Raw genomic sequence first — 19,604 nt, forward strand, 5'->3', positions numbered from 1 at the left:
GCTCATATGATGAATAAACACCCCCAAAAACTGACAAGAAATGGTTTTTGGCCCGCTTTTTTTTGAAACCTCCGGCATTATACCTAATTTTATTCCACAGTAAGGTAATTACCGCTGATACCCCTACTGCTCTGCCAACAACAACGTTTTATACTATGCCACCCTTATCCGTGAAAACGTATCTATGTTTTTTATTGCTTTTATCATTCACTGCAGCTATGGCACAGCCACCGGCGCATGATAGTCTGCAGAAGGTATTGGATAAGCATGTAGGCAGGGATACCAGCCGGATTAAACTGCTGAATCAGCTGGCCAGAGCATATTTTACCCAAAATCCCGTATTGACCGAACAATTAAGCCAGGAGGCCATGGCGCTAAGTGACAGCCTGGCGTTTGCAACCGGGAAAATATGGGCCATCCGTAACCTGTCCCTGGTAGAAAACAGCAAGGGTAACCTGGACCGACAGATGCAATTATCCTTTGATGCGCTAATGCTTGCAGATAGCCTGAAGGATCTGCGGGCCCTGGGAATCATTAATAATGATATAGGTAATGTGTTTATTGAACAGGAAAATCCACGCCAGGCACTGAGATATCTGAAAAAGGCGCTGCACATAAAACGGCGGTTGAAGGAATCTGCCGAAATTGCCCGTACCCTGAATAACATGGGCAGTTCTTATATGAGGCTGGACATGCCGGATTCTGCACTCTATTTTCTCAAACAATCGGAACAAATAAAACAAACTTTAAATGACAGACGCGGGCTGGCTGTGACCTATGAAAATATGGGACTCATCTATTTTACCTGGCAGCAATATGATGAAGCATTAAGATTTCAACAACAGGCAGCTGATTATTACCGGGAAGCCGAAAATCTACATGGGCTTACGAAGGCCTATCTGAATATGGGACAGGCACAAACTATGTTAAAGGACTTTAAAAATGCGGAGAAAAGCCTTGCAGCCGCTGCTACTTTAAATACCAGCCTGAAGAATGCTAAAAATGAAATGATCTATTATAAGAACAGATCGCAACTGGATTCAGCCAGGAATAACTTTACAGCCGCACTAGCAAATTATAAAGAGTTTGCTGCATTGAATGAAGCCTTTTTTAATGTGCAGAAAACAAAACTGATCGCCAATACGCAGCAAAAGTACGAATCAGAAAAGAAGGAAAGAGAGAATGAGATGCTGAAAAAAGAGCAATTGCTGCATCTGGCTACGATACGGCAACAATGGATGCTTGTACTGGCAGGGGCTTTGCTGCTGGCCAGCCTGTTTGTTGTTACTATTGTAATATATCGCTTATACCGGCGCCAACAGGAGCTGTTCCGTCAGTTGAACAGTAAAAGTGAGGAAGTGTCGTTACAAAATCACATAATACTGGAACAGAATGCAGCACTGGGGAATCTCAATGAAGTAAAGGATAAAATATTCTCAGTGATCTCCCATGATCTGCGTTCTCCCCTGGCCATATTGGAAGGCCTTCTCTTCCTGCTCCGGGATGATAAGATATCTGCTGCCCAGTTCAGATATTATACGGATGAGTTATGGCGGGATATGAAGAATACGGCTTACATGATGGATAATCTGCTGCATTGGGCCAGCAATCAAATGAAAGGGATCGGTGTAAAAGCAGATGATTTTGACATCACAACTTTAATCAGCCAGGAATTTGAATTGCTTAAAACACTGGCACGTCAAAAAGAGGTACAGTTAATTCATCACCTTAATAATCAGGTAATGGTGTATGCTGACCCGGATATGATTAAACTGGTGCTGAGAAACCTGATCAATAACGCGATTAAGTTTACACCACCGGGTGGCATAATTACAGTATCAGGCAAATGCGATACTCAGGTAATAGAACTGAGCATACAGGATAATGGTGTAGGGATAGCACCAGAAAATCAGAGTAGGATATTTTCCAATATTTATTATTCTACCGTGGGCACACAAAATGAAAAGGGATGTGGTTTGGGCTTACATCTTTCCAAGGATTTTGTAGAACGCAATCATGGTAAAATATGGTTTATCAGCAAACCGGCAAAGGGAACCAGTTTTTATTTCACTATTCCTTTATCAGATGAAGTAGATGCCGCTCCCCGCCCCTACACAATGATTATACAGGAACAGATACCTGTGAATATGTCTCCCGCAGAATAATATACATATAGTTATAAAGCAGTGCCACGCATCCCCATCAGTCTGCGGTGATAGTTGATTTGTCCCAGATGGTAATTCAGATGAGTAGTAAGATGGATCAATACATGACCTGTAGTAAGGATACTATCAGAAAATTTTAGCGGATATTCCTTATCCAGCTCTTCTTGTGAAAGCTGTTTCAGCACAATATTGATCATGCTTTGTGTTTGCTGTACACCTGCAATTAACTCCTCTCTGGGAACATCCCTGGCACTGAATTCCAGTTCACGGTTGCGTACATAACCAGTATTACCCAGTGTGGCGCCAATGAAATGATTCAGATTGCCGTTGAGATGAAGGCATAATGTGCCGGCTGCATTGCTGATTCCAGGTGGTATCAACCATATAGCGGCGGCAGTTGGATAGGCAGCTATTTCCTGTTCAAGCCGGGGCAAATCCCGGTTAAAAAGCTCCAGTAAAATATGATTAAGCATACAGCTAAATTAAGGCATAAAAATGAAAAAGGATGCCATACCTGCGTATAGCATCCTTCAGTCCCTGATTTTGCAAATGTTATTTAGCAGAGATCACTTCCTTTAATTCATAGGTATACATGCTTACGTCCTGTGGTGGATGCTGGCGTGGTTTACGAAGTACTTTCAGCTGGTATATTTTACCAGGCTTATAATCAAAACCAGTTATTTCCGAAGAAAAGTTTTCCCATTCACTTTCCTTGGTAGGGGCTGTTTTACCGTAAGCTATCAGATAACATTCCTGGGGCGCTCCGGCTCCTGTATTACAGGTGCCTTTTTTCTTATTTACCCACATGGTCAGCTCTTTTTCTTTCGGAGCAGGCTTTTCTGCCTTGGTCAGTTTTAACCCTGCGGTCCCCATATCTGTACCCTCATATACCAGGGTAGTGCCTTCCTTTTTGAAAACAAGGGTATCTTTTTTGGATATCCCGCTTCCTACAGTTACCAATGACAACAGGATGCGGTCCTCCGGTTGTTGCACCCATGATCCCATTTGTACGATTTCCGGAGAGAAGTTATTGTAATCTGTTACCATTTCGGCATCTCCGTTGGCTTTTACAGAAAGCTCAATGGTGCGTCCGGGACTGGAAGCAGCCGGTAATGCTGCTGCATAGTAACTATCTTCATTTTCTACCGGGGGGCTTGTAGATGCAATACTGTCCTGTTGTGTTTCGGTGGTGGGTTTCTGCCCGCCCTGGCAGGCACTTAATACAACTAGTGATATTCCTGCGGCATATAAAAAAGTGTGTGTCATGGTGTATTGATTATTTGCTACAAGTGAACTAACATAAATAATACCAAATTTGTTCATTCTGGTGAACAAGAGTTTTTTCCCTATTTTTATTGGGTATGCTTATCCAACGAAAACATATAATTTAAATAACTTGCAGCGTATGGATAATAACAACAGGAGGTCCTTAACCCCCTTTCAGCGAAAGTGGCATGATATCATCTTTGAAGCAAATACACCGGCCGGAAAGTTATTTGATGTCATTCTACTGGTATTAATCCTGTTAAGTGTAATCGTGATCATGATGGAAAGTGTGGCTAGCCTGGGCACCCGTTTCGGGATATGGTTCAGGGTGTTGGAATGGCTATTTACGATCGTTTTTACACTGGAGTTTATTTTCCGGATATACTGTAGCTACCGGCCACGGGCATATATTTTTAGCTTTTATGGATTGATTGACCTGCTTTGTATCCTGCCAATGTACCTGGAATTCATTTTTGGTGGTGCACACTTTTTGCTGATCATCCGGGTGCTTCGCTTGTTAAGGGTATTGCGTATTTTTAAACTGGTACAGTTCATTAATGAAAGCCAGCAACTGGTGCTGGCAATGAAGAATAGCCGGCGTAAGATTGGGGTGTTCTTCTTTTTTATTATCCTCCTGACCATTGTTTTAGGCTCCCTGATGTATGTGATTGAGTCAGCACACAATTCTGGTTTTACCAGTATTCCCATCAGCGTATATTGGGCCGTTGTAACATTAACAACAGTAGGTTATGGGGATATCGCGCCTGTTACTCCCCTGGGACAGGCATTTTCAGCTATGATCATGATCATGGGATATGCCATTATTGCAGTACCTACCGGTATTGTTACCGTAGAAATGAACCGCATCCGCAGTAAGAACGAAGTAAGCATGCAGGTATGCCCGAATTGTATGAGGGAAGGACATGATATTGATGCAGTATACTGTAAATATTGTGGGAGTAAGATGGAAAAATGAGCTATTAGCCATTAGCTTTAGTTAATGACCCTGCAACCACACATACCACAAAGCACAAAAACTCGTGGCTCATAGCTAGTAGCTCACGGCACTTAAAACATACACATGCTACCTTCTATTCTGGACAACGACTTCTATAAATTTACCATGCAGCATTGCGTGATAAAACTATTTCCAAAGGCGCGTGCCCGTTATAAATTTATTAATCGCGGAAAACATGTATTCCCACCAGGCTTTGGAACTGCATTGCGGGAAGCTGTGAACGAATTGAAGGGGTTGCAACTGACCCGGGAAGAAAAGGAGTACCTGGCAGTTACCTGCTCTTACCTGGATCCTACCTACCTCGATTTTTTACAGGGATACCGGTATGATCCTGCGGAGGTACATATTGCGCAGCAGGAAGGTGAATTGGAAGTATATGTAGAAGGATACTGGTACCGTACTATTCTGTGGGAAGTGCCATTGATGTCACTGATCTGTGAGTTGTATTATCAGTTAAACCAACTGGAAAGAGTGCCGGATGAAGAAGTGGTCCGTATTAATAAAGAGAAGATCGAAAAATATAAGGCGTTACAGATCACCATTGCCGATTTTGGTACGCGCCGGAGGCATTCCTATGCAGTGCACCGGTTGGTAGTACAAACCTTAAAGGAGTTTGGCAAAGGTTGTTTTATAGGTACGAGCAATGTACATCTGGCGATGCGTAATGGTATAAAGCCCATTGGTACACATGCACATGAATGGTTTATGTACCATGGCGCCAAATATGGTTTTAAGATGGCTAATATGCTTGGGCTGGAACATTGGGTACAGGTTTATCGCGGAGATCTGGGAATAGCGCTGTCTGATACCTATACTTCGGAGGTGTTTTTTGAGCAGTTTGATAAAAAGTTTACCAAGTTGTTTGATGGGGTGAGGCATGACAGCGGTGATCCTTTATTATTTGCGGAACGTACCATGCAACATTATCAAAAGATGGGCATTGACCCGCTTAGCAAAACCATCATTTTTTCTGATGGGTTGGATTATGAAAAGGTAGCCCGTATAGCAACGTTTTGTAGTGGCAGGATTGGTATTTCTTTTGGCGTGGGGACGAACTTTACGAACGATGTGGGGCTGCAACCATTAAATATTGTTGTGAAAATGTATGAAGCTTATCCTGAAGATGCTACAGACTGGACGCCAGTGGTAAAACTGTCAGATGTTAGTGGCAAATATACCGGAGATGAGCAGATGATAGCACTGGCTAAAGCGATGTTAGGTATCGTCTGAAAAGTAGCAACGGCTATGGCTGCCACAATAACCTTTACCTTAAAGGGAAATTGCAGCAGCCATGGCGCCAGCTATAGAAAATCAAAGATTGGTAGTATTGAAAGTATCCCCCTGACTGAGATCACCAGTATCAAAGCCTTTTTTAAACCAACGCATCCTTTGTGCAGAGGTCCCATGGGTAAATGCATCAGGCACTACATGCCCCTGCCCTGCCTGTTGTAATTTGTCATCGCCTACCGCATTGGCAGCATTTAATGCTTCTTCAATATCTCCGGGATCCAGTTGCACGAAATTCATCTTCTGCGCATAATAAGCCCATATACCTGCAAAAAAATCAGCCTGCAATTCCAGTTTTACAGACAGTTTGTTATATTCTTTCTCACTCACCCGCTGGCGCATGGCCTGTACCTTATCACTGATACCCAACAGGTTCTGTACATGATGCCCTACCTCATGCGCAATGACGTAGGCCTGTGCAAAATCGCCGGATACATTAAACCGCTGCTGCATCTCATTAAAAAAAGATAAATCGAGGTATACCTTCTGGTCGGCAGGGCAATAGAACGGTCCCATAGCAGATTGGGCAAAGCCGCAACCAGACTGGCTGGCCTCTGTAAAGATGACCATTTTGGGATCTGTATAGGTTTTGTTCATGTCTGAAAACAACTTTTTCCATACATCTTCTGTGTTAGCCATCATCGTGGCCGCAAACTTCGACATTTCATCACTGCGTTCAGTTACCTTTTCCGACTGCTCAGTCCCCCCGGTCCCCCCGGTCCCCTGCTGCACCTGCTGCATAATTTGCTGGGGATCCTGTTTTAGTAAAAGGGCCAGGACAATGATAATGATACCTCCAATACCACCACCAATACCCAGGTTGCGCATACCGCCCCCACCCCCCCGGCGGTCTTCTACATTGTCGCTCATTCTTGTGTTTAGCCAACGCATAAGAAAGTAATTTAATCCTAAAGTACATTTTTTGCCGGAATATGCCTGCGCTGTAACTATTTTAATTTATATACGTTATAAAACAACCAGAATATCTAAATATTTAAATATCCCTTGTATGAAAACATGGATGCCTTTATTACTGTTACTGACTGTTTTAGCATGCCGGAAATCTAAGACACCCCCTGAGGAACCATTACCCAGATCCATCAGCGGTGTTTGGATAGAAAGCTCCCAAAGGCTGGATACCATTTTCTTTTCTCCGCCTTGCGACTTTTGCGCCAGCTTACCCTATTTTAATCTGGGTAGTGATATTAAGCCTGCCCCCGGGCGCTTTTATGTAAGCTTTGCCTATCAGTTAAGAAAGGATTCTATTTATATGTTTAAGCAGCAGGATAACGCGATGCCCATTATAGAAAAAGGATACAAGATTATTGAAAGAAGCAGTAAAAAGATAGTACTCAGTAATTTTCTCCCTTCACGGAGCAGCTTGTCTGAAGTGATTACATTGGTACCGCTGCCATAAGAGGTGCCAAAATACCTTATGCCATGGAGCAGCGTTTGCAATTGGTGCGTTTTGTTTTGTAAATTTGATTATGAACACCGCTGCAATTGCTCACATCCATATAAAAAAGGTCAATGCTGCTGTTGTAACAGATGCGGAAGATTTCCTGGCGGCTGAAGAGCCCCTGGAAATAAAGCTGATCCATGGCCCTTCTCACAACCGCCAGCAGCAAAGCCTTACCGTAACGATGCGTACACCAGGGCATGATGAAGAGCTGGCCACCGGCTTTTTATTTACCGAAGGCATTATCAGGTCTGTAGCAGATATTACCAATATCCGGCAAATAAGTGGAACGCTTCCCGGAAGTAATGTTATCCAGGTTACGTTAAGAGAGCAGGTAACCCCGGAGCTGAAAACCACCCAAAGGAATTTCCTGGCTACATCCAGTTGTGGCATGTGTGGAAAGGCGGGTATTGACGCCATTCTTACCGGAGTAAAAAAACAGGAAGTATCATCTCCTTTTCTCTTTCCTGCCGCTCTCCTGCATCGTATTCCAGGTACGCTGCAAGCAGCACAACAAATATTTGAAAATACCGGTGGTTTGCATGCTGCTGCCTTGTTTAATACTGATGGAACACTATTGCTGATGCGGGAAGATATAGGCCGGCATAACGCGGTGGATAAAATCATTGGCGCCTCTCTGGATACAGCGGCAACAGTATTATCTAGATGTTTGTTATTATTAAGTGGACGTGCCGGATTCGAACTCATCCAAAAAGCGGCTATGGCAGGCATCCCCATCATTGCTGCCGTAGGAGCTCCGTCCAGCATGGCCGTAAAAATGGCACAGGAATGGGATATCACGCTTATTGGTTTTCTGCGGGAACAACGTTTTAATATCTATAGCGGCGCAGAAAGAATTACTTTTTGATCATCATAAAACAAGCGGAATGATGAAGGAGCAACAAGCACTTATCCCCGGTGCGCAAAATCCGGAGAGGTTTACCGGATTAAAGCTGGGGAAACCTAAAACCGTAGCGGCAGGTATTCCTGCTGTATGGTCCAGTGCCAGACATATCCTCGAAGAAATGAACCTACTGCGCGGATTAAAAGCATTGGCGAAATTGAATCAGAAGGATGGGTTTGACTGCCCGGGGTGCGCGTGGCCGGATCCGGATGATGACCGCTCAGCTATTGCAGAATATTGTGAAAATGGGGCCAAGGCGGTTGCCGAAGAGGCTACCACGAAAAAACTGGCACCGGATTTTTTTGCGCAACATAGTGTAGCTGAACTGGGATTGCTCACCGATTATGAAATCGGTAAGAAAGGCAGGATTGCGCAACCCATGTATCTGCCAGAAGGAGGTACGCATTATCAACCGGTTTCCTGGGAACAGGCTTTCGATAAAATAGGCCACCACCTGAACAAACTGGCTACTCCCAATGAGGCCGTTTTTTATACTTCCGGCCGGACCAGCAACGAGGCGGCATTCTTATATCAGTTGTTTGTACGAGAATATGGCACCAATAACCTGCCCGACTGTTCAAACATGTGTCATGAATCCAGCGGGGTGGCTTTGGGTGAATCATTGGGTATCGGCAAAGGATCTGTGACCCTGGAAGATCTGTATGAGGCTGAAGTGATCATTATCCTGGGACAAAATCCCGGCACCAATCACCCACGTATGCTTTCCGCATTGCAAAAGGCTAAAAAGAACGGAGCATTTATTATTGCAGTAAATCCATTGCCGGAAACAGGCTTGCTGAATTTTCTCAACCCACAAACTATTGACGGGGTCCTGAATATCAAAACGCATCTTTCAGATATTTTCCTGCAGGTGAAAATAAATGGGGATATGGCACTCATGAAAGCTCTGGCCATCCTGCTGCTGCAGGAGGAAGAACAGCATCCGGGTACTGTGTTTGACCAGGACTTTATTACTGCGCATACATTGGATTATGATGCCTACGTTACACACCTGAAGCAATGCAACCTTGAACAGTTGATTGCTGACAGTGGTATCCCGGCAGAACAGATCTATCAAACCGCAACAGTATTACAGCAAAAAAAGAAAATAATTGCCTGTTGGGCAATGGGACTGACCCAGCATAAAAATGCAGTGGATACCATTAAGGAGGTCGTGAACCTGCTCCTGCTGAAAGGAAGTATCGGTAAGCCTGGGGCAGGTACCTGCCCTGTCAGAGGACATAGTAATGTGCAGGGCGACCGTACTGTAGGTATTTATGAACAACCTTCTCCTGCGTTGTTAAAAAAACTGGAGGAGGTATATAGTTTTGAGCCTCCACAGGAACATGGATATGATGTAGTAAAAGCAATACATGCCATGCATGAGGGCAAGGCAAAGGTATTTATCGCGATGGGAGGCAACTTTTTATCTGCTACTCCGGATACGGAATACACAGCCAGGGCATTACGCAACTGCAGCCTCACAGTACAGGTGTCTACCAAGCTTAACCGCAGTCACCTGGTACATGGAAAAGAAGCGATTATATTACCTTGCCTGGGAAGAAGTGATAAAGATATGGTCGGGAATGAACAGCAGTTCGTTTCCTGCGAAAATTCCATGGGGGTTGTGCAGTCATCTAAAGGTAATCTGCAGCCGGTGTCTGAACATTTACTTAGTGAGCCGGTTATAGTATGCAGGATGGCGATGGCAACGCTTGGGCAACGTTCCAAAGCACCCTGGCAATTGTATGCATCTCACTATGATCATATCCGTAATGATATTGCGAAGGTAATACCAGGCTTTGAACGTTATAATGAAAGAGTGCGTCATCCAGGTGGCTTTTATCTTCCCAATTGCACCCGCGAAGGACGTTTTGATACACACAGCCAGAAAGCACATTTTAATATAGCCCAGGTAGTGACTACCCCATTGGCAGCAGATGAGTATATGATGATGACCATCCGGAGTCATGATCAGTTCAATACAACCATATATGGACTCAATGACCGTTACCGTGGTGTGTATAATGAAAGACGCGTGATCTTCATGAATGAAGGCGATATCAGTAAGGCAGGTTTTAAGCCTGGCGAAGTGGTAGATCTGTATAATGACCATGGAGGGGTAGTACGTGTAGCCCGTAAGTTTATTATAGTGGCATGCAGTATTCCTTCCAGATGCACTGCCACCTATTTCCCGGAAACGAATGTATTGGTGCCGGTCAACAGTGTGGCAGATAAAAGTAATACGCCTACTTCCAAAATGGTTATATTGAAAATAAAGAAAAGTGACCCCCAGCATGAGTAATACAACTGTAATGTGGCAGGCAATGCAATGGCCGGCTATAGAACATTTTACGCTTTCGGATAATAATGGATTGAGAAACGCCTGCGGAAATATTACAGGGGTTATCGGTGTGCAGCCCTTTGCACTGCAATATGAAATAGAAATGACAGGCAACTGGAAAGTGTCCTGGTTCCATATCCGTTCCCTCGCTCCTCATGGCAGGGAGATTAAACTTACCTCTGACCTGGCAGGACATTGGTTTGATCTGGCAGGCAACCATATTGAGGCATTTGATAGCTGTCTGGATATAGATATTTCATTAACACCTTTCACCAATACACTGCCGGTAAAGCGTCTGTCTTTCCAACCTGGGGAAAAGAAAGTAGTGAATATGCTCTATATTAAATTGCCGGAATTCGAATTGCAACAGGTGCAGCAACACTATACCTGCCTGGATGAACAACATTACCGTTATGAAAGATATGATCAGCATACGGTAGCTTTTTCGGCCGACCTGCCTTTTGATGACGATGGTTTGGTGACAGATTATCCGGGTATCTTTAAAAGAATCTATCCGGAAAAATATTAGCATGTCCTTTCAGCCGGCGGTTACCAGAATTGGAGGAAGCTGGGGGCCTTCAGCGCAGATATATCAAACCGGAAGTCAACAATAGTGGTTACCTCAAATAAAAAGCCTTTCATGGGGGCAGGCGCATTGGGGTAATAATTACCGGATACTTTCAACGTATTTAAAGATAGGTTTTCGTTACGCACTCTGAAACCCAACCCAATTCCGGTATACAAGGGGTTGTTAAGCAGATTGTCGCTCTGGGAAGTAATCTGCGACAACTGTAAGGCAGAAAAGAAATTGAACTTGAATCCCAGTAGCTTGAGTGGACTGTAATACACTGTTTCTGTTCTTACATTGAGCCTTTGATAACCGTTAAGCAACGTATTACGGTATCCCCAGACGCCATTTTCCATATTTATATTTAACTTCTTGTAAAAGTAGTTGTTGGGATTGGCCAGGTAGTCGATAGTAGCAAACTGACGCAGTCTGGCCTTTTTAAATGTGAATAACCGGCTGTAATACTCCACGTGGGCATGTATGACAGCATCTTCAGATGAGTTGTTTTGCCAGAAACTGCTGAGCCCTAAAGAAGCATTGATAAGTGCCTGCCGGTCTGTTGTCCAGAACTTCTGTGCTTCCAGTGCCGAATACATCCTCCTCCTCCCCGTCCACGTTTCCCATCCGGTCGAAGCAGATATCGTGTATCCAAGAGGAATATCCTCTGTTCTGCCAAAACCAAAGAAATGACGGGCTTTAAAGAAGTCCTGCCGGAAAGCGATCAGCTGCGCCAGATAATACCGGTGGTCATTGTATACTGGGTCTTTTTCATAGATCTTCTGTGTAGGTTGTTGCTGAAAGGCCAGGTTATAATGACGTATCAAAAGCGCGAGATTGGGTCTTTTGGACGCGGGGTTCTTCAGTTTATACTGATTAAAGAAGTTAAAACCCACCCAGGCATCCACTACGGAATACCTGTAATCACGGTAAATTGTATCCGGTACCTGTCTGGCATTTATCGAAAAGTTGCTGGCCAGGGTCAAACCTCCTACAAACCTGGACGAAGCCCGGTAAAGCGGACGGCTAAAAGTAATATAATAAGAGCCTTCATAAACATTCGTATCCAGGGGGAAATAGTTATTGAGTGCGCTATAGCCGGCGGTGATATCTATATTGGAACCGCCTATATTATATTTGGTATACTTAATTTCCGGCCGGAAAGTTGGGTTGTAATCAGTACGCCAGGAAAAGCCAAGTTGTAGCCCCTGTCCTGCTCCCAGCAAGTTGTTGGAAAATATCCTGCCATCTATATTGGTAGGACTAAGCTGACCAACATCTCCTCCATATTCAAATACATCTTTTGTTACTACAAGGATGTCAACAGAATCCGGTGAAGCACTTGCATTGATAATATAGAGCCTGGCATCCTGTAAAAAAGGACGGTTACGGAGATAACGCTCATTGTCTGCCAGCTCATAAGGTTGCAGGGTATCATTTTCCTTAAAGAACAGGGATTGTTTAATCACCCAGTTGCGGGAGTCAAAGTGCAGCCGGTTGGCCAGATGAATCAGCTTCATACTGGTTGTAAAAGTGGTGTCATTGATATTACTGGGACCAAATACTTTTACCTGCCGGTAGTAAATATCCCGGATTACTTTCCCTGAAAATGGGGTGAAATAGGCCTCACTTTTTATAATAGCGCTGTCATCCGGCCGTTCCAGTACATCCTGCCTGGTCACTTTCCTGATCAGCGAATCCCGATAGGCCTTATTTCTGAGCGAATCCCTGTATTCACTGATCCTTTTGAAAAGCCCCTTGCTGTATTTAGGTACTGTATCAGGGACATGCTTGTATTGGTAATAGCCGGAGGACGGCATCAGGTCATTCGCCTGTGCCCTATGGTACTGGAATAATAGCCAGCATGCTGCCACAATGTATAGTAATATTTTAAATCGCTTCGTCAAAGGTTCAGGTAACAATTATTGGCATTTACAGCATACCGGTACGTTATGTTGCAATTTCTATACCGTACCACGCTTATAACGGTAAATACAGTGTAACAGTTGTGGCCTAAACTATTAAAAATTTCAATACGTTTAGCAAACGGGGATTGTATTATCAGGAAAAGTTTTGTTAAACTGTCAGCGGGGCTTTGGGGAGAATGGTGGTGATAAACAAAAAACTCCGGTATTACCGGAGCTTTTTGTTTATCGGAAATGTGCGTACGTTATTTGAGCTTATTGAAAGCATCCGTATAATTACCGGTAATGGTTACATTATTCCCTTTTGTTACTTTTCCGTAGATGGTAACACTGGCGCCGTTGCCAATAAAGTTCAGTTTGGCGCCGTTGTTCAGGGTAAGGTCGCCATAAACAATCAGTGCGCCTTCAATGTCAAGGGAGGCATTGTTGTTAATGGTCAGCCCGCTTGATTTACCATACTGACCGATAGCGAGTGTTCCATGGAATTCGAATTTTCCGGTACTGTTAATATTACAGTGATTCTGAACGGTCATGGATCCGCAATAGAACAGAGACGCATTTACGTTTACATGCTGTAAGGCTACTGAACCAGAGTAAGACAGTTTTTGACCGGAATTTACATTCAGGTTTGCATCACCTGTATAGGCAGGCAGGTTATCGCAACCGTTGTTAGTTGCTGGCCGGGTTAGCTTGATGATTTTTAACCCACCTTTACCGGTAGCTACAAAGATGTAATCATCCTTAATTTTCACGTAGTTGGAGGATCCATCCAGGTTAATAGCTCCAAGCAGCTCCAGCCCATGTGAACTGGTTTCGTTACAGGCATACAGCCCGGCAGCACCATTGGCGGCCAGAAACAGGCCATTGTTTACAGACACGGCATTAGTCACATATTCATTAATATCTGTTCCGGAGGGGGCGGTAGACGGTAAGGGTAATTCGCCTGCCAGGCTGTTGTTGGCCAGGTTGTAATATTGAATTCCTTTCCTGCCCGCAGCTACCAGGAGGTAGTTATTATTAAAGTCAATCGTACGTTTGGACTCCGCAATATCCTGGTGAGTAGTTATATTGGCCAGTTGTGCCAATGTTTGAGGATCGTACAGATAAATGCCGGTTTCACCACTGAGGGTGGCTACTTTATTGCTGTTGGCAGCTACTGCACGCAGGTCTTTAGATACAATATACTGCTCCTGTTGTAAGGATACCGGGTCAAGGATTGTTAATCCTCCTGTGGATCCGGAAGCAACATACAGTTTATTATTAGCAAGGGCAATATCAGTAGCTACCTGTCCCTGTATGCTGGCATATTTATAGTTGCTGGCAGGAATACCATTTACCACCTCAATATAACCTGCTATTCCCGGAGATTTCAGCGTAGCATCCTGATCCATACTGGTAGCACCTGAAAAATAAAGCCGGTTATTATTAAAAACAACAGCACTGATATCTGTATTCGGAAATATCGCTTCTGCTACTAAACGGGGGGTGGTTACCTCGCTGATATCAAACACATTGATACCACCCAGATATACTTCGCCTTCCCTGTTATAGGATACATAAGCATATTTGCCATTGATATCTACGTGAGTGGCACGGAGTGCACGTCCTTCATACATGGGGGGAGCTACTTCAGCAATCAGCTCCATGGGGTATTTAAGACTGGACTCACTAACCGCGCTGCTTCTGCCTCCGGCGTTGTCTACCGGCATAATGCTTACCACACCTATGCCTTCGCCCTGGGTGGTAATTCGTTTAGTAAGCTCCGTTGCATCGGTGTTTATTTCCACCTGGTGCGGATCTTTGTTAACTGATGAGGTGTCCTTTTTGCTACAGGAGGTAAATGCAAGCACTACGCTCAGTGATAAAAGCGTGTAACTGATTCTTTTCATTTCGGTGTGTATGTATCGGTTATTATTAATTGTATAAGTATAACTGGTAAAGGTTTTCGCTAGGTGATGGTTAAATTTTTATGATTGCAAGGGTTAATTGCGCTGCAAAAGTACGCCTTTTTCAATAGCTAGGGCATACATTAACAGATCAATAACGATTCAAAGTGAATGGGTTGCATAGGGTTAGGTATGTAGCAGGAAGATGATTTATTAATATTTTAGTTATATACATCCGGCATGGGTCGTGAGGCCCATGCCGGTAACTGTCATAATAATAATTTATCTTTTAAGCATGCCGGATATAAGTGAGATCAGGAATAATACAATAAAGATGTAGAAAAGGATTTTAGCAATAGATGCTGCTCCTGCCGCTATCCCTCCAAAGCCGAAAATGGCAGCAACGATAGCAACAATGAAAAAGATGACTGCATAACGTAACATAGTGGATGTTTTTTGGTTAAACAATACTGTAAGAAGTTACAGTTTTTAATATTGTTAACCAAATATTTACAAGGATCATTCCAACTGCTGTAATATATACTGACACGGCAGAAAGGGCAGCTAAAGGTGGAAATTATTGCTCATATCGGGTAATTCCCGCTTATGGCATCCTTGGGTCTAGGTTGTTACAATACAGGTTTCCCAGCCATCATAATTTGCATTCAACTCTTTTGCCAGCTCCCATAACGTCATGACCACCTCATTAATATTAGGCTCGTCAGCTTTGTCTACACGGGAAATATGCAATTTTACCGGAAATTCGGGGTCAGATGTTTTACTATCTTCTTCTATTTTAAATCCGATGTCCTTGATCCGCTCCCAGTACAGGGCTTTATCAGCCTCATTGCGGAAATTGATCCAATGGTCTATCGGGCGTTCTTTTTCTTTAATATCCCCATGCTTCTGCAGTGTACGTAGTACTTTCCGGTTTTGAATACGTTGAAACTCGTATACATCCGGAAACAGGAAATCAAAATATAATTCCCAGTTCTTATCCTCTTTTACCCCGTAATCATACCTGTAATCGGGAAAGTTGATCATGGTATCGGCTATGAATTTATCATGCAGCAGCGTATTGCCAGCATAAAAATAAAAATCCCTTACTCCATTTGAAAAAGTCCGCCCTACGAAATGTGCATTGAGTTTGGATTGGAGATTTTCTACCAGGCTATCTTCAATTTCTCCCATTAAAGCAAATTCATCCCCCCGTGGAAAACCATCTTCTCTGGGGTTGTTCAGGTACACGGATATGTATACGGCATTGGGCTTTTCTTTCAGGGGCGCAAAACGCCTCAGATCAAGATCAAGACCTATTACAGCAGGACCATCTTCAATGTGACAGGTATAAATATCCCAGTCCGGCCGGTAATCTTTATGCATATATATTCAATTAAATTCAGGCAAAAGTTGACTGTAAAGATACGTAGCTCTATGCGATTGGTAAAAATCTTAAGCCAATATCAACGCATTTTTTTACTAGTTTTTTCCATCAATTTATATTAAGGGAAAATTAGGAATGTCTGCCGTTAATGACTTGTTTAACACTATTTAACACAAGTGGAAAAACAAGAACGTAACGAGTGTAACACAATATGGGTAAGCATTTTACTGTAATATATTCCAGCGCTAGTGCATGAAATGAAGGACCTAATATTCCTTTCATCCATTAAGTGTCCCCTGTTTTTGAATAACTGTTACTTTTACTGTTGATTTGTTAGTGGAATGCAAAGTAAAATGGTAAATATGCGGTATGTTGTAATGTTGCTGATAGGAATAATGTTGATTATCCAGGGACAGGTATATGCACAAAATCAGGAAAGGAATAAATCCGGTGAAGCAGGTGTGCTTTATGGTAAATTGTTGGATGCACAAAGCGGGAAGCCGGTAGAATATGCTTCTGTAGCGCTCCTGAGAGTAGCCGATTCCAGTCTGGTTACCGGTATGCTGTCCAAAACAAATGGAGATTTCCGCTTTGAAAATGTGCCACAGGGCCCTTATTTGCTCCGGATTAATTTTATTGGGTATACCACTATATTTAAGTCAACTGCTGTTACGGCCAAAAATATTGTACATGATCTGGGTAATATCAAGCTGAATCCAAATGTTAAATCACTGGCGGCGGTAGAAGTAGTAGGCGAAAAGCCTGCTTTCACCATGGCCATTGACAAGCGTGTGTTTAATGTCGATAAAAACCTGGCCAGCATTGGAGGTACCGCTACAGATGTTTTGAAACAGGTACCTTCTGTGAACGTAGATATCGATGGTAATGTAACGGTGCGAAATGGTGCGCCTACTATATTTATCGATGGCCGCCCTTCTACCCTCACGATGGATCAGATCCCGGCAGATGCGATTGCATCTGTGGAAGTGGTGACGAACCCCTCTGCCAAGTATGACGCGGAAGGAATGAGTGGTATCCTGAATATCGTATTGAAGAAAAACAAAAGGGCCGGTATCAATGGAATGGTCAGTGCGGGTATTTCCACCCTTGGAAGCATCAATGGTGGTGCAGACCTGAATATACGGCAGGATAAGTTTAACTTCTTCGCTAACTACAGCATCCGTGACAGAAAATCCCCTACTAACAGCCGCCTGTTCAGGAAAAACATCCTGGGGGATACTACGAATTACCTGGAACAATTGCAGAACGGTGATTTTTACCGGAAGTTTCAGACCGGACGTATCGGTTTTGATTGGTTTATTGATAACCGTAACACTATCAGCCTCTCTGAATCAATAGTGGGTGGCAATTTCGACAGAACCAATAATCAAACCCTGAATGATCAGGATATTCACCAGCAACTGGTACGCTATGGTACTGGTATTGACAACAGCAAAAACAGCTTCCGTAACTATACTACCCAATTAGGCTATAAACATACGTATGAAAAAACGGGTAAGGAACTGACGGCAGATTTCACGTATAACCGTGCTACGAGTAAAAACAGCAGTGATTATTCCTTGCAGTACTTTACTCCTGAGCATGTGGCCACGGACAATCCAAGAAGGCCCGAACAGCGGTATGGTACCGGTAATGGGACTACCACCTATTTAACCGGGCAGCTGGATTATGTCAACCCTATCACGGAAACGGCCAAACTTGAAATGGGATTACGTGCTACCTCCCGACAGTTTGATAATCTGCTGAATACCTTTGGCAAGGATTATACTTCCGGTAATTTTGTACTGGATTCTGCCCTCTCCAATAATTATCATTATAAGGAGATGGTAAATGCTGCTTATGTAAGCTTTACCGGCAGTAAAAAGAACTTCGGTTACCAGGTAGGTTTGAGAGGGGAACAATCTTTTTACAGCGGCGAAATGAAAAGTGTAAAAGATGGTAGCTATAAAATCGATTATCCCATCAGCCTTTTCCCCAGCATATTCCTGTCACAGAAATTAACAGGTGATCATGAACTGCAACTGAATTATAGCCGCCGTATCCGCCGTCCCTGGTTCCGCGACCTGCTGCCTAACATTGAATATAACGCACAGAGTGCCAGCCGGGGGAATCCTGATCTGAAACCGGAATTCACCAACTCATTTGAACTATCTTACCTGAAAGATTTTAATCGCAAGCATAATGTACTGGTGTCTGTATATTTCCGGAATACCAATAATGCGATCACCGATTTTTACGTGGATACAACCCTTGTGATTAATGAGCAGGCACAACGGGTACTATTGCGCTATCCGGTTAATGCGGCTACCCGTAACTCCTATGGGGCCGAATTTACTATCAGGAATCAGATTACCACCGGATGGGATATTACTACCAATTTGAATCTTGCACAAACAAAGGTAGATGCGAAAAATCTGGCAGATAATCTCACTAACCAGGGTTTTACCTGGTTTGGTAAGGTCAACAGCAATACCCGCCTGCCCTGGAATACTACTTTCCAGGTAACGGGTAAGTATGACTCCAAACGGATATTGCCACAGGGCGAAAAAGCAGCAGAATATTCGGTAGATGCTGCCATTAAGAAAGATTTTCTTAAAAATAAAGCCCTCTCTGTTTCCCTGGGTATCAATGATATCTTCAATACAGAAAGAGATCTCAGCTATACCAACACTGCTTTTGCAGAACAGGAAATGTACCGCAAAAGAGCTACCCGCGAACTAAGGGTAAATGCCACCTGGCGTTTTGGTAAAATGGATACCCATCTGTTCAAACGGAAAACGAAAGGCGATAAGGAAAATACCACGCAGGACATGAACGGAGAAGGATTTTAATAGCGCTTTTTGCTACTGCTGACTTTTTAAGTTAAAAGTGGTAGTTTGCAGGAATCATATTTTTTGCTATGAATACACCGGATACCAGACGTACCATTACACTCCGCTTTCTTGCAGAACCTGTTGATGTAAACTTTGGTGGCAAAGTACACGGAGGTGCTGTGATGAAATGGATAGACCAGGCCGGTTATACCTGCGCAGCCAACTGGAGTGGACAATACTGTGTAACCGTTTATGTGGGTGGAATCCGTTTTTATAAGCCCATCGCTATTGGTGACCTTATAGAAATAAATGCTGCCATCATTTATACCGGCCATACCAGCATGCATATTGCAATCAATGTTTTTGCAGGTAATCCCCGCCAGCAGGAAAGAGAAAAGACCACCCACTGTATCATGGTGTTTGCAGCTGTAGATACCAATGGTAAAACAATACCTGTCCCTAAATGGATACCCAGTACTCCGGAAGATATAGGCATGGAAGGATATGCCCAAAAGCTGATGGCTCTGCGTAAAGATATTGAAGAGGAAATGAAACCATATCTTTAAA

Annotated in this window: 16 protein-coding genes; 9 read left to right on the top strand and 7 right to left on the bottom strand. The window is 43.5% G+C overall.

Annotated features, from left to right (window positions below):
• Positions 1–218: 218 nt before the first annotated feature.
• Positions 219–2,165: a sensor histidine kinase gene (locus ABR189_RS07720; protein WP_354659892.1), complete on the top strand. Its 1,947-nt coding sequence runs from the start codon at positions 219–221 to the stop codon at positions 2,163–2,165.
• An 11-nt stretch (positions 2,166–2,176) separates the two neighbouring features.
• On the opposite strand, the gene ABR189_RS07725 is transcribed toward ABR189_RS07720, so the two are convergent.
• Together ABR189_RS07725 and ABR189_RS07730 are read right to left on the bottom strand one after the other, a co-directional pair.
• A complete protein-coding gene (locus tag ABR189_RS07725) occupies positions 2,177–2,638 on the bottom strand; it encodes a DinB family protein (RefSeq protein WP_354659893.1) in 462 nt (153 codons plus the stop codon).
• Positions 2,639–2,717: 79 nt separating this feature from the next.
• Positions 2,718–3,431: a DUF4377 domain-containing protein gene (locus tag ABR189_RS07730; RefSeq protein ID WP_354659894.1), complete on the bottom strand. Its 714-nt coding sequence runs from the start codon at positions 3,429–3,431 to the stop codon at positions 2,718–2,720.
• Positions 3,432–3,570: 139 nt separating this feature from the next.
• On the opposite strand from ABR189_RS07730, the gene ABR189_RS07735 reads away from it, so the two are divergent.
• Both ABR189_RS07735 and pncB read left to right on the top strand, forming a co-directional pair.
• Positions 3,571–4,407, top strand: coding sequence for an ion transporter (locus ABR189_RS07735; RefSeq protein ID WP_354659895.1), 837 nt, complete (start codon positions 3,571–3,573; stop codon positions 4,405–4,407).
• 105 nt (positions 4,408–4,512) lie between these two features.
• Complete coding sequence (gene pncB / locus ABR189_RS07740; protein ID WP_354659896.1) at positions 4,513–5,679, top strand: nicotinate phosphoribosyltransferase; 1,167 nt, start codon at positions 4,513–4,515, stop codon at positions 5,677–5,679.
• 81 nt (positions 5,680–5,760) lie between these two features.
• Here the strand turns inward: pncB and ypfJ are convergent, their stop codons facing one another.
• Positions 5,761–6,627, bottom strand: a complete 867-nt coding sequence (gene ypfJ / locus ABR189_RS07745) for a KPN_02809 family neutral zinc metallopeptidase (protein ID WP_354659897.1) — start codon at positions 6,625–6,627, stop codon at positions 5,761–5,763.
• Positions 6,628–6,745: 118 nt separating this feature from the next.
• Here ypfJ and ABR189_RS07750 point away from each other — a divergent pair, with 118 nt between their 5' ends.
• The 4 genes from ABR189_RS07750 (at position 6,746) to ABR189_RS07765 (ending at position 10,972) form a co-directional block, all read left to right on the top strand.
• Positions 6,746–7,153, top strand: coding sequence for a hypothetical protein (locus ABR189_RS07750; RefSeq protein ID WP_354659898.1), 408 nt, complete (start codon positions 6,746–6,748; stop codon positions 7,151–7,153).
• A gap of 70 nt (positions 7,154–7,223) precedes the next feature.
• Positions 7,224–8,063, top strand: coding sequence for a formate dehydrogenase accessory sulfurtransferase FdhD (gene fdhD, locus ABR189_RS07755; RefSeq protein WP_354659899.1), 840 nt, complete (start codon positions 7,224–7,226; stop codon positions 8,061–8,063).
• A 19-nt stretch (positions 8,064–8,082) separates the two neighbouring features.
• Complete coding sequence (locus ABR189_RS07760; RefSeq protein ID WP_354659900.1) at positions 8,083–10,404, top strand: FdhF/YdeP family oxidoreductase; 2,322 nt, start codon at positions 8,083–8,085, stop codon at positions 10,402–10,404.
• Positions 10,397–10,972 carry a putative glycolipid-binding domain-containing protein gene (locus ABR189_RS07765; protein ID WP_354659901.1) on the top strand — a complete coding sequence of 192 codons (576 nt, stop codon included), beginning with the start codon at positions 10,397–10,399 and terminating at the stop codon, positions 10,970–10,972. Before ABR189_RS07760 ends, ABR189_RS07765 begins: the two co-directional genes overlap by 8 nt.
• Positions 10,973–10,992: 20 nt before the next feature.
• Here ABR189_RS07765 and ABR189_RS07770 read toward each other — a convergent pair whose 3' ends face one another.
• The 4 genes from ABR189_RS07770 to ABR189_RS07785 form a co-directional block, all read right to left on the bottom strand.
• Entirely contained in the window at positions 10,993–12,882 is a 1,890-nt protein-coding gene (locus ABR189_RS07770; RefSeq protein WP_354659902.1) for a BamA/TamA family outer membrane protein, read from the bottom strand.
• Between the two features lie 296 nt (positions 12,883–13,178).
• The gene (locus tag ABR189_RS07775) at positions 13,179–14,822 is read right to left on the bottom strand and encodes an LVIVD repeat-containing protein (protein ID WP_354659903.1); all 1,644 of its coding nucleotides are present in this window, start codon (positions 14,820–14,822) and stop codon (positions 13,179–13,181) included.
• A 279-nt stretch (positions 14,823–15,101) separates the two neighbouring features.
• Positions 15,102–15,263 (bottom strand): DUF1328 family protein, encoded by a 162-nt coding sequence (locus ABR189_RS07780; protein WP_354659904.1) that lies wholly within the window; start codon positions 15,261–15,263, stop codon positions 15,102–15,104.
• Positions 15,264–15,440: 177 nt separating this feature from the next.
• Positions 15,441–16,202, bottom strand: a complete 762-nt coding sequence (locus tag ABR189_RS07785; RefSeq protein WP_354659905.1) for a DUF695 domain-containing protein — start codon at positions 16,200–16,202, stop codon at positions 15,441–15,443.
• Positions 16,203–16,565: 363 nt separating this feature from the next.
• Here ABR189_RS07785 and ABR189_RS07790 point away from each other — a divergent pair, with 363 nt between their 5' ends.
• Positions 16,566–19,055, top strand: a complete 2,490-nt coding sequence (locus ABR189_RS07790) for a TonB-dependent receptor (RefSeq protein ID WP_354659906.1) — start codon at positions 16,566–16,568, stop codon at positions 19,053–19,055.
• A gap of 68 nt (positions 19,056–19,123) precedes the next feature.
• Complete coding sequence (locus ABR189_RS07795) at positions 19,124–19,603, top strand: acyl-CoA thioesterase (RefSeq protein ID WP_354659907.1); 480 nt, start codon at positions 19,124–19,126, stop codon at positions 19,601–19,603.
• Position 19,604 lies beyond the last annotated feature (1 nt).

Source organism: Chitinophaga sp. H8 (genome assembly GCF_040567655.1).
GTDB classification, from domain to species: Bacteria; Bacteroidota; Bacteroidia; order Chitinophagales; family Chitinophagaceae; genus Chitinophaga; species Chitinophaga defluvii.

What these genes read in the sequence shown, in the direction of transcription:
- ABR189_RS07780 (WP_354659904.1), bottom strand. Translation starts at nt 15,263, where the DNA reads ATGTTACGTTATGCAGTCATCTTTTTCATTGTTGCTATCGTTGCTGCC.
- ABR189_RS07735 (WP_354659895.1), top strand. Translation starts at nt 3,571, where the DNA reads ATGGATAATAACAACAGGAGGTCCTTAACCCCCTTTCAGCGAAAGTGG.
- ABR189_RS07775 (WP_354659903.1), bottom strand. Translation starts at nt 14,822, where the DNA reads ATGAAAAGAATCAGTTACACGCTTTTATCACTGAGCGTAGTGCTTGCA.
- ABR189_RS07790 (WP_354659906.1), top strand. Translation starts at nt 16,566, where the DNA reads ATGCGGTATGTTGTAATGTTGCTGATAGGAATAATGTTGATTATCCAG.
- fdhD (WP_354659899.1), top strand. Translation starts at nt 7,224, where the DNA reads ATGAACACCGCTGCAATTGCTCACATCCATATAAAAAAGGTCAATGCT.
- ABR189_RS07750 (WP_354659898.1), top strand. Translation starts at nt 6,746, where the DNA reads ATGAAAACATGGATGCCTTTATTACTGTTACTGACTGTTTTAGCATGC.
- ypfJ (WP_354659897.1), bottom strand. Translation starts at nt 6,627, where the DNA reads ATGCGTTGGCTAAACACAAGAATGAGCGACAATGTAGAAGACCGCCGG.
- ABR189_RS07795 (WP_354659907.1), top strand. Translation starts at nt 19,124, where the DNA reads ATGAATACACCGGATACCAGACGTACCATTACACTCCGCTTTCTTGCA.
- ABR189_RS07730 (WP_354659894.1), bottom strand. Translation starts at nt 3,431, where the DNA reads ATGACACACACTTTTTTATATGCCGCAGGAATATCACTAGTTGTATTA.
- ABR189_RS07720 (WP_354659892.1), top strand. Translation starts at nt 219, where the DNA reads ATGGCACAGCCACCGGCGCATGATAGTCTGCAGAAGGTATTGGATAAG.
- ABR189_RS07765 (WP_354659901.1), top strand. Translation starts at nt 10,397, where the DNA reads ATGAGTAATACAACTGTAATGTGGCAGGCAATGCAATGGCCGGCTATA.
- ABR189_RS07725 (WP_354659893.1), bottom strand. Translation starts at nt 2,638, where the DNA reads ATGCTTAATCATATTTTACTGGAGCTTTTTAACCGGGATTTGCCCCGG.
- ABR189_RS07785 (WP_354659905.1), bottom strand. Translation starts at nt 16,202, where the DNA reads ATGCATAAAGATTACCGGCCGGACTGGGATATTTATACCTGTCACATT.
- pncB (WP_354659896.1), top strand. Translation starts at nt 4,513, where the DNA reads ATGCTACCTTCTATTCTGGACAACGACTTCTATAAATTTACCATGCAG.
- ABR189_RS07760 (WP_354659900.1), top strand. Translation starts at nt 8,083, where the DNA reads ATGATGAAGGAGCAACAAGCACTTATCCCCGGTGCGCAAAATCCGGAG.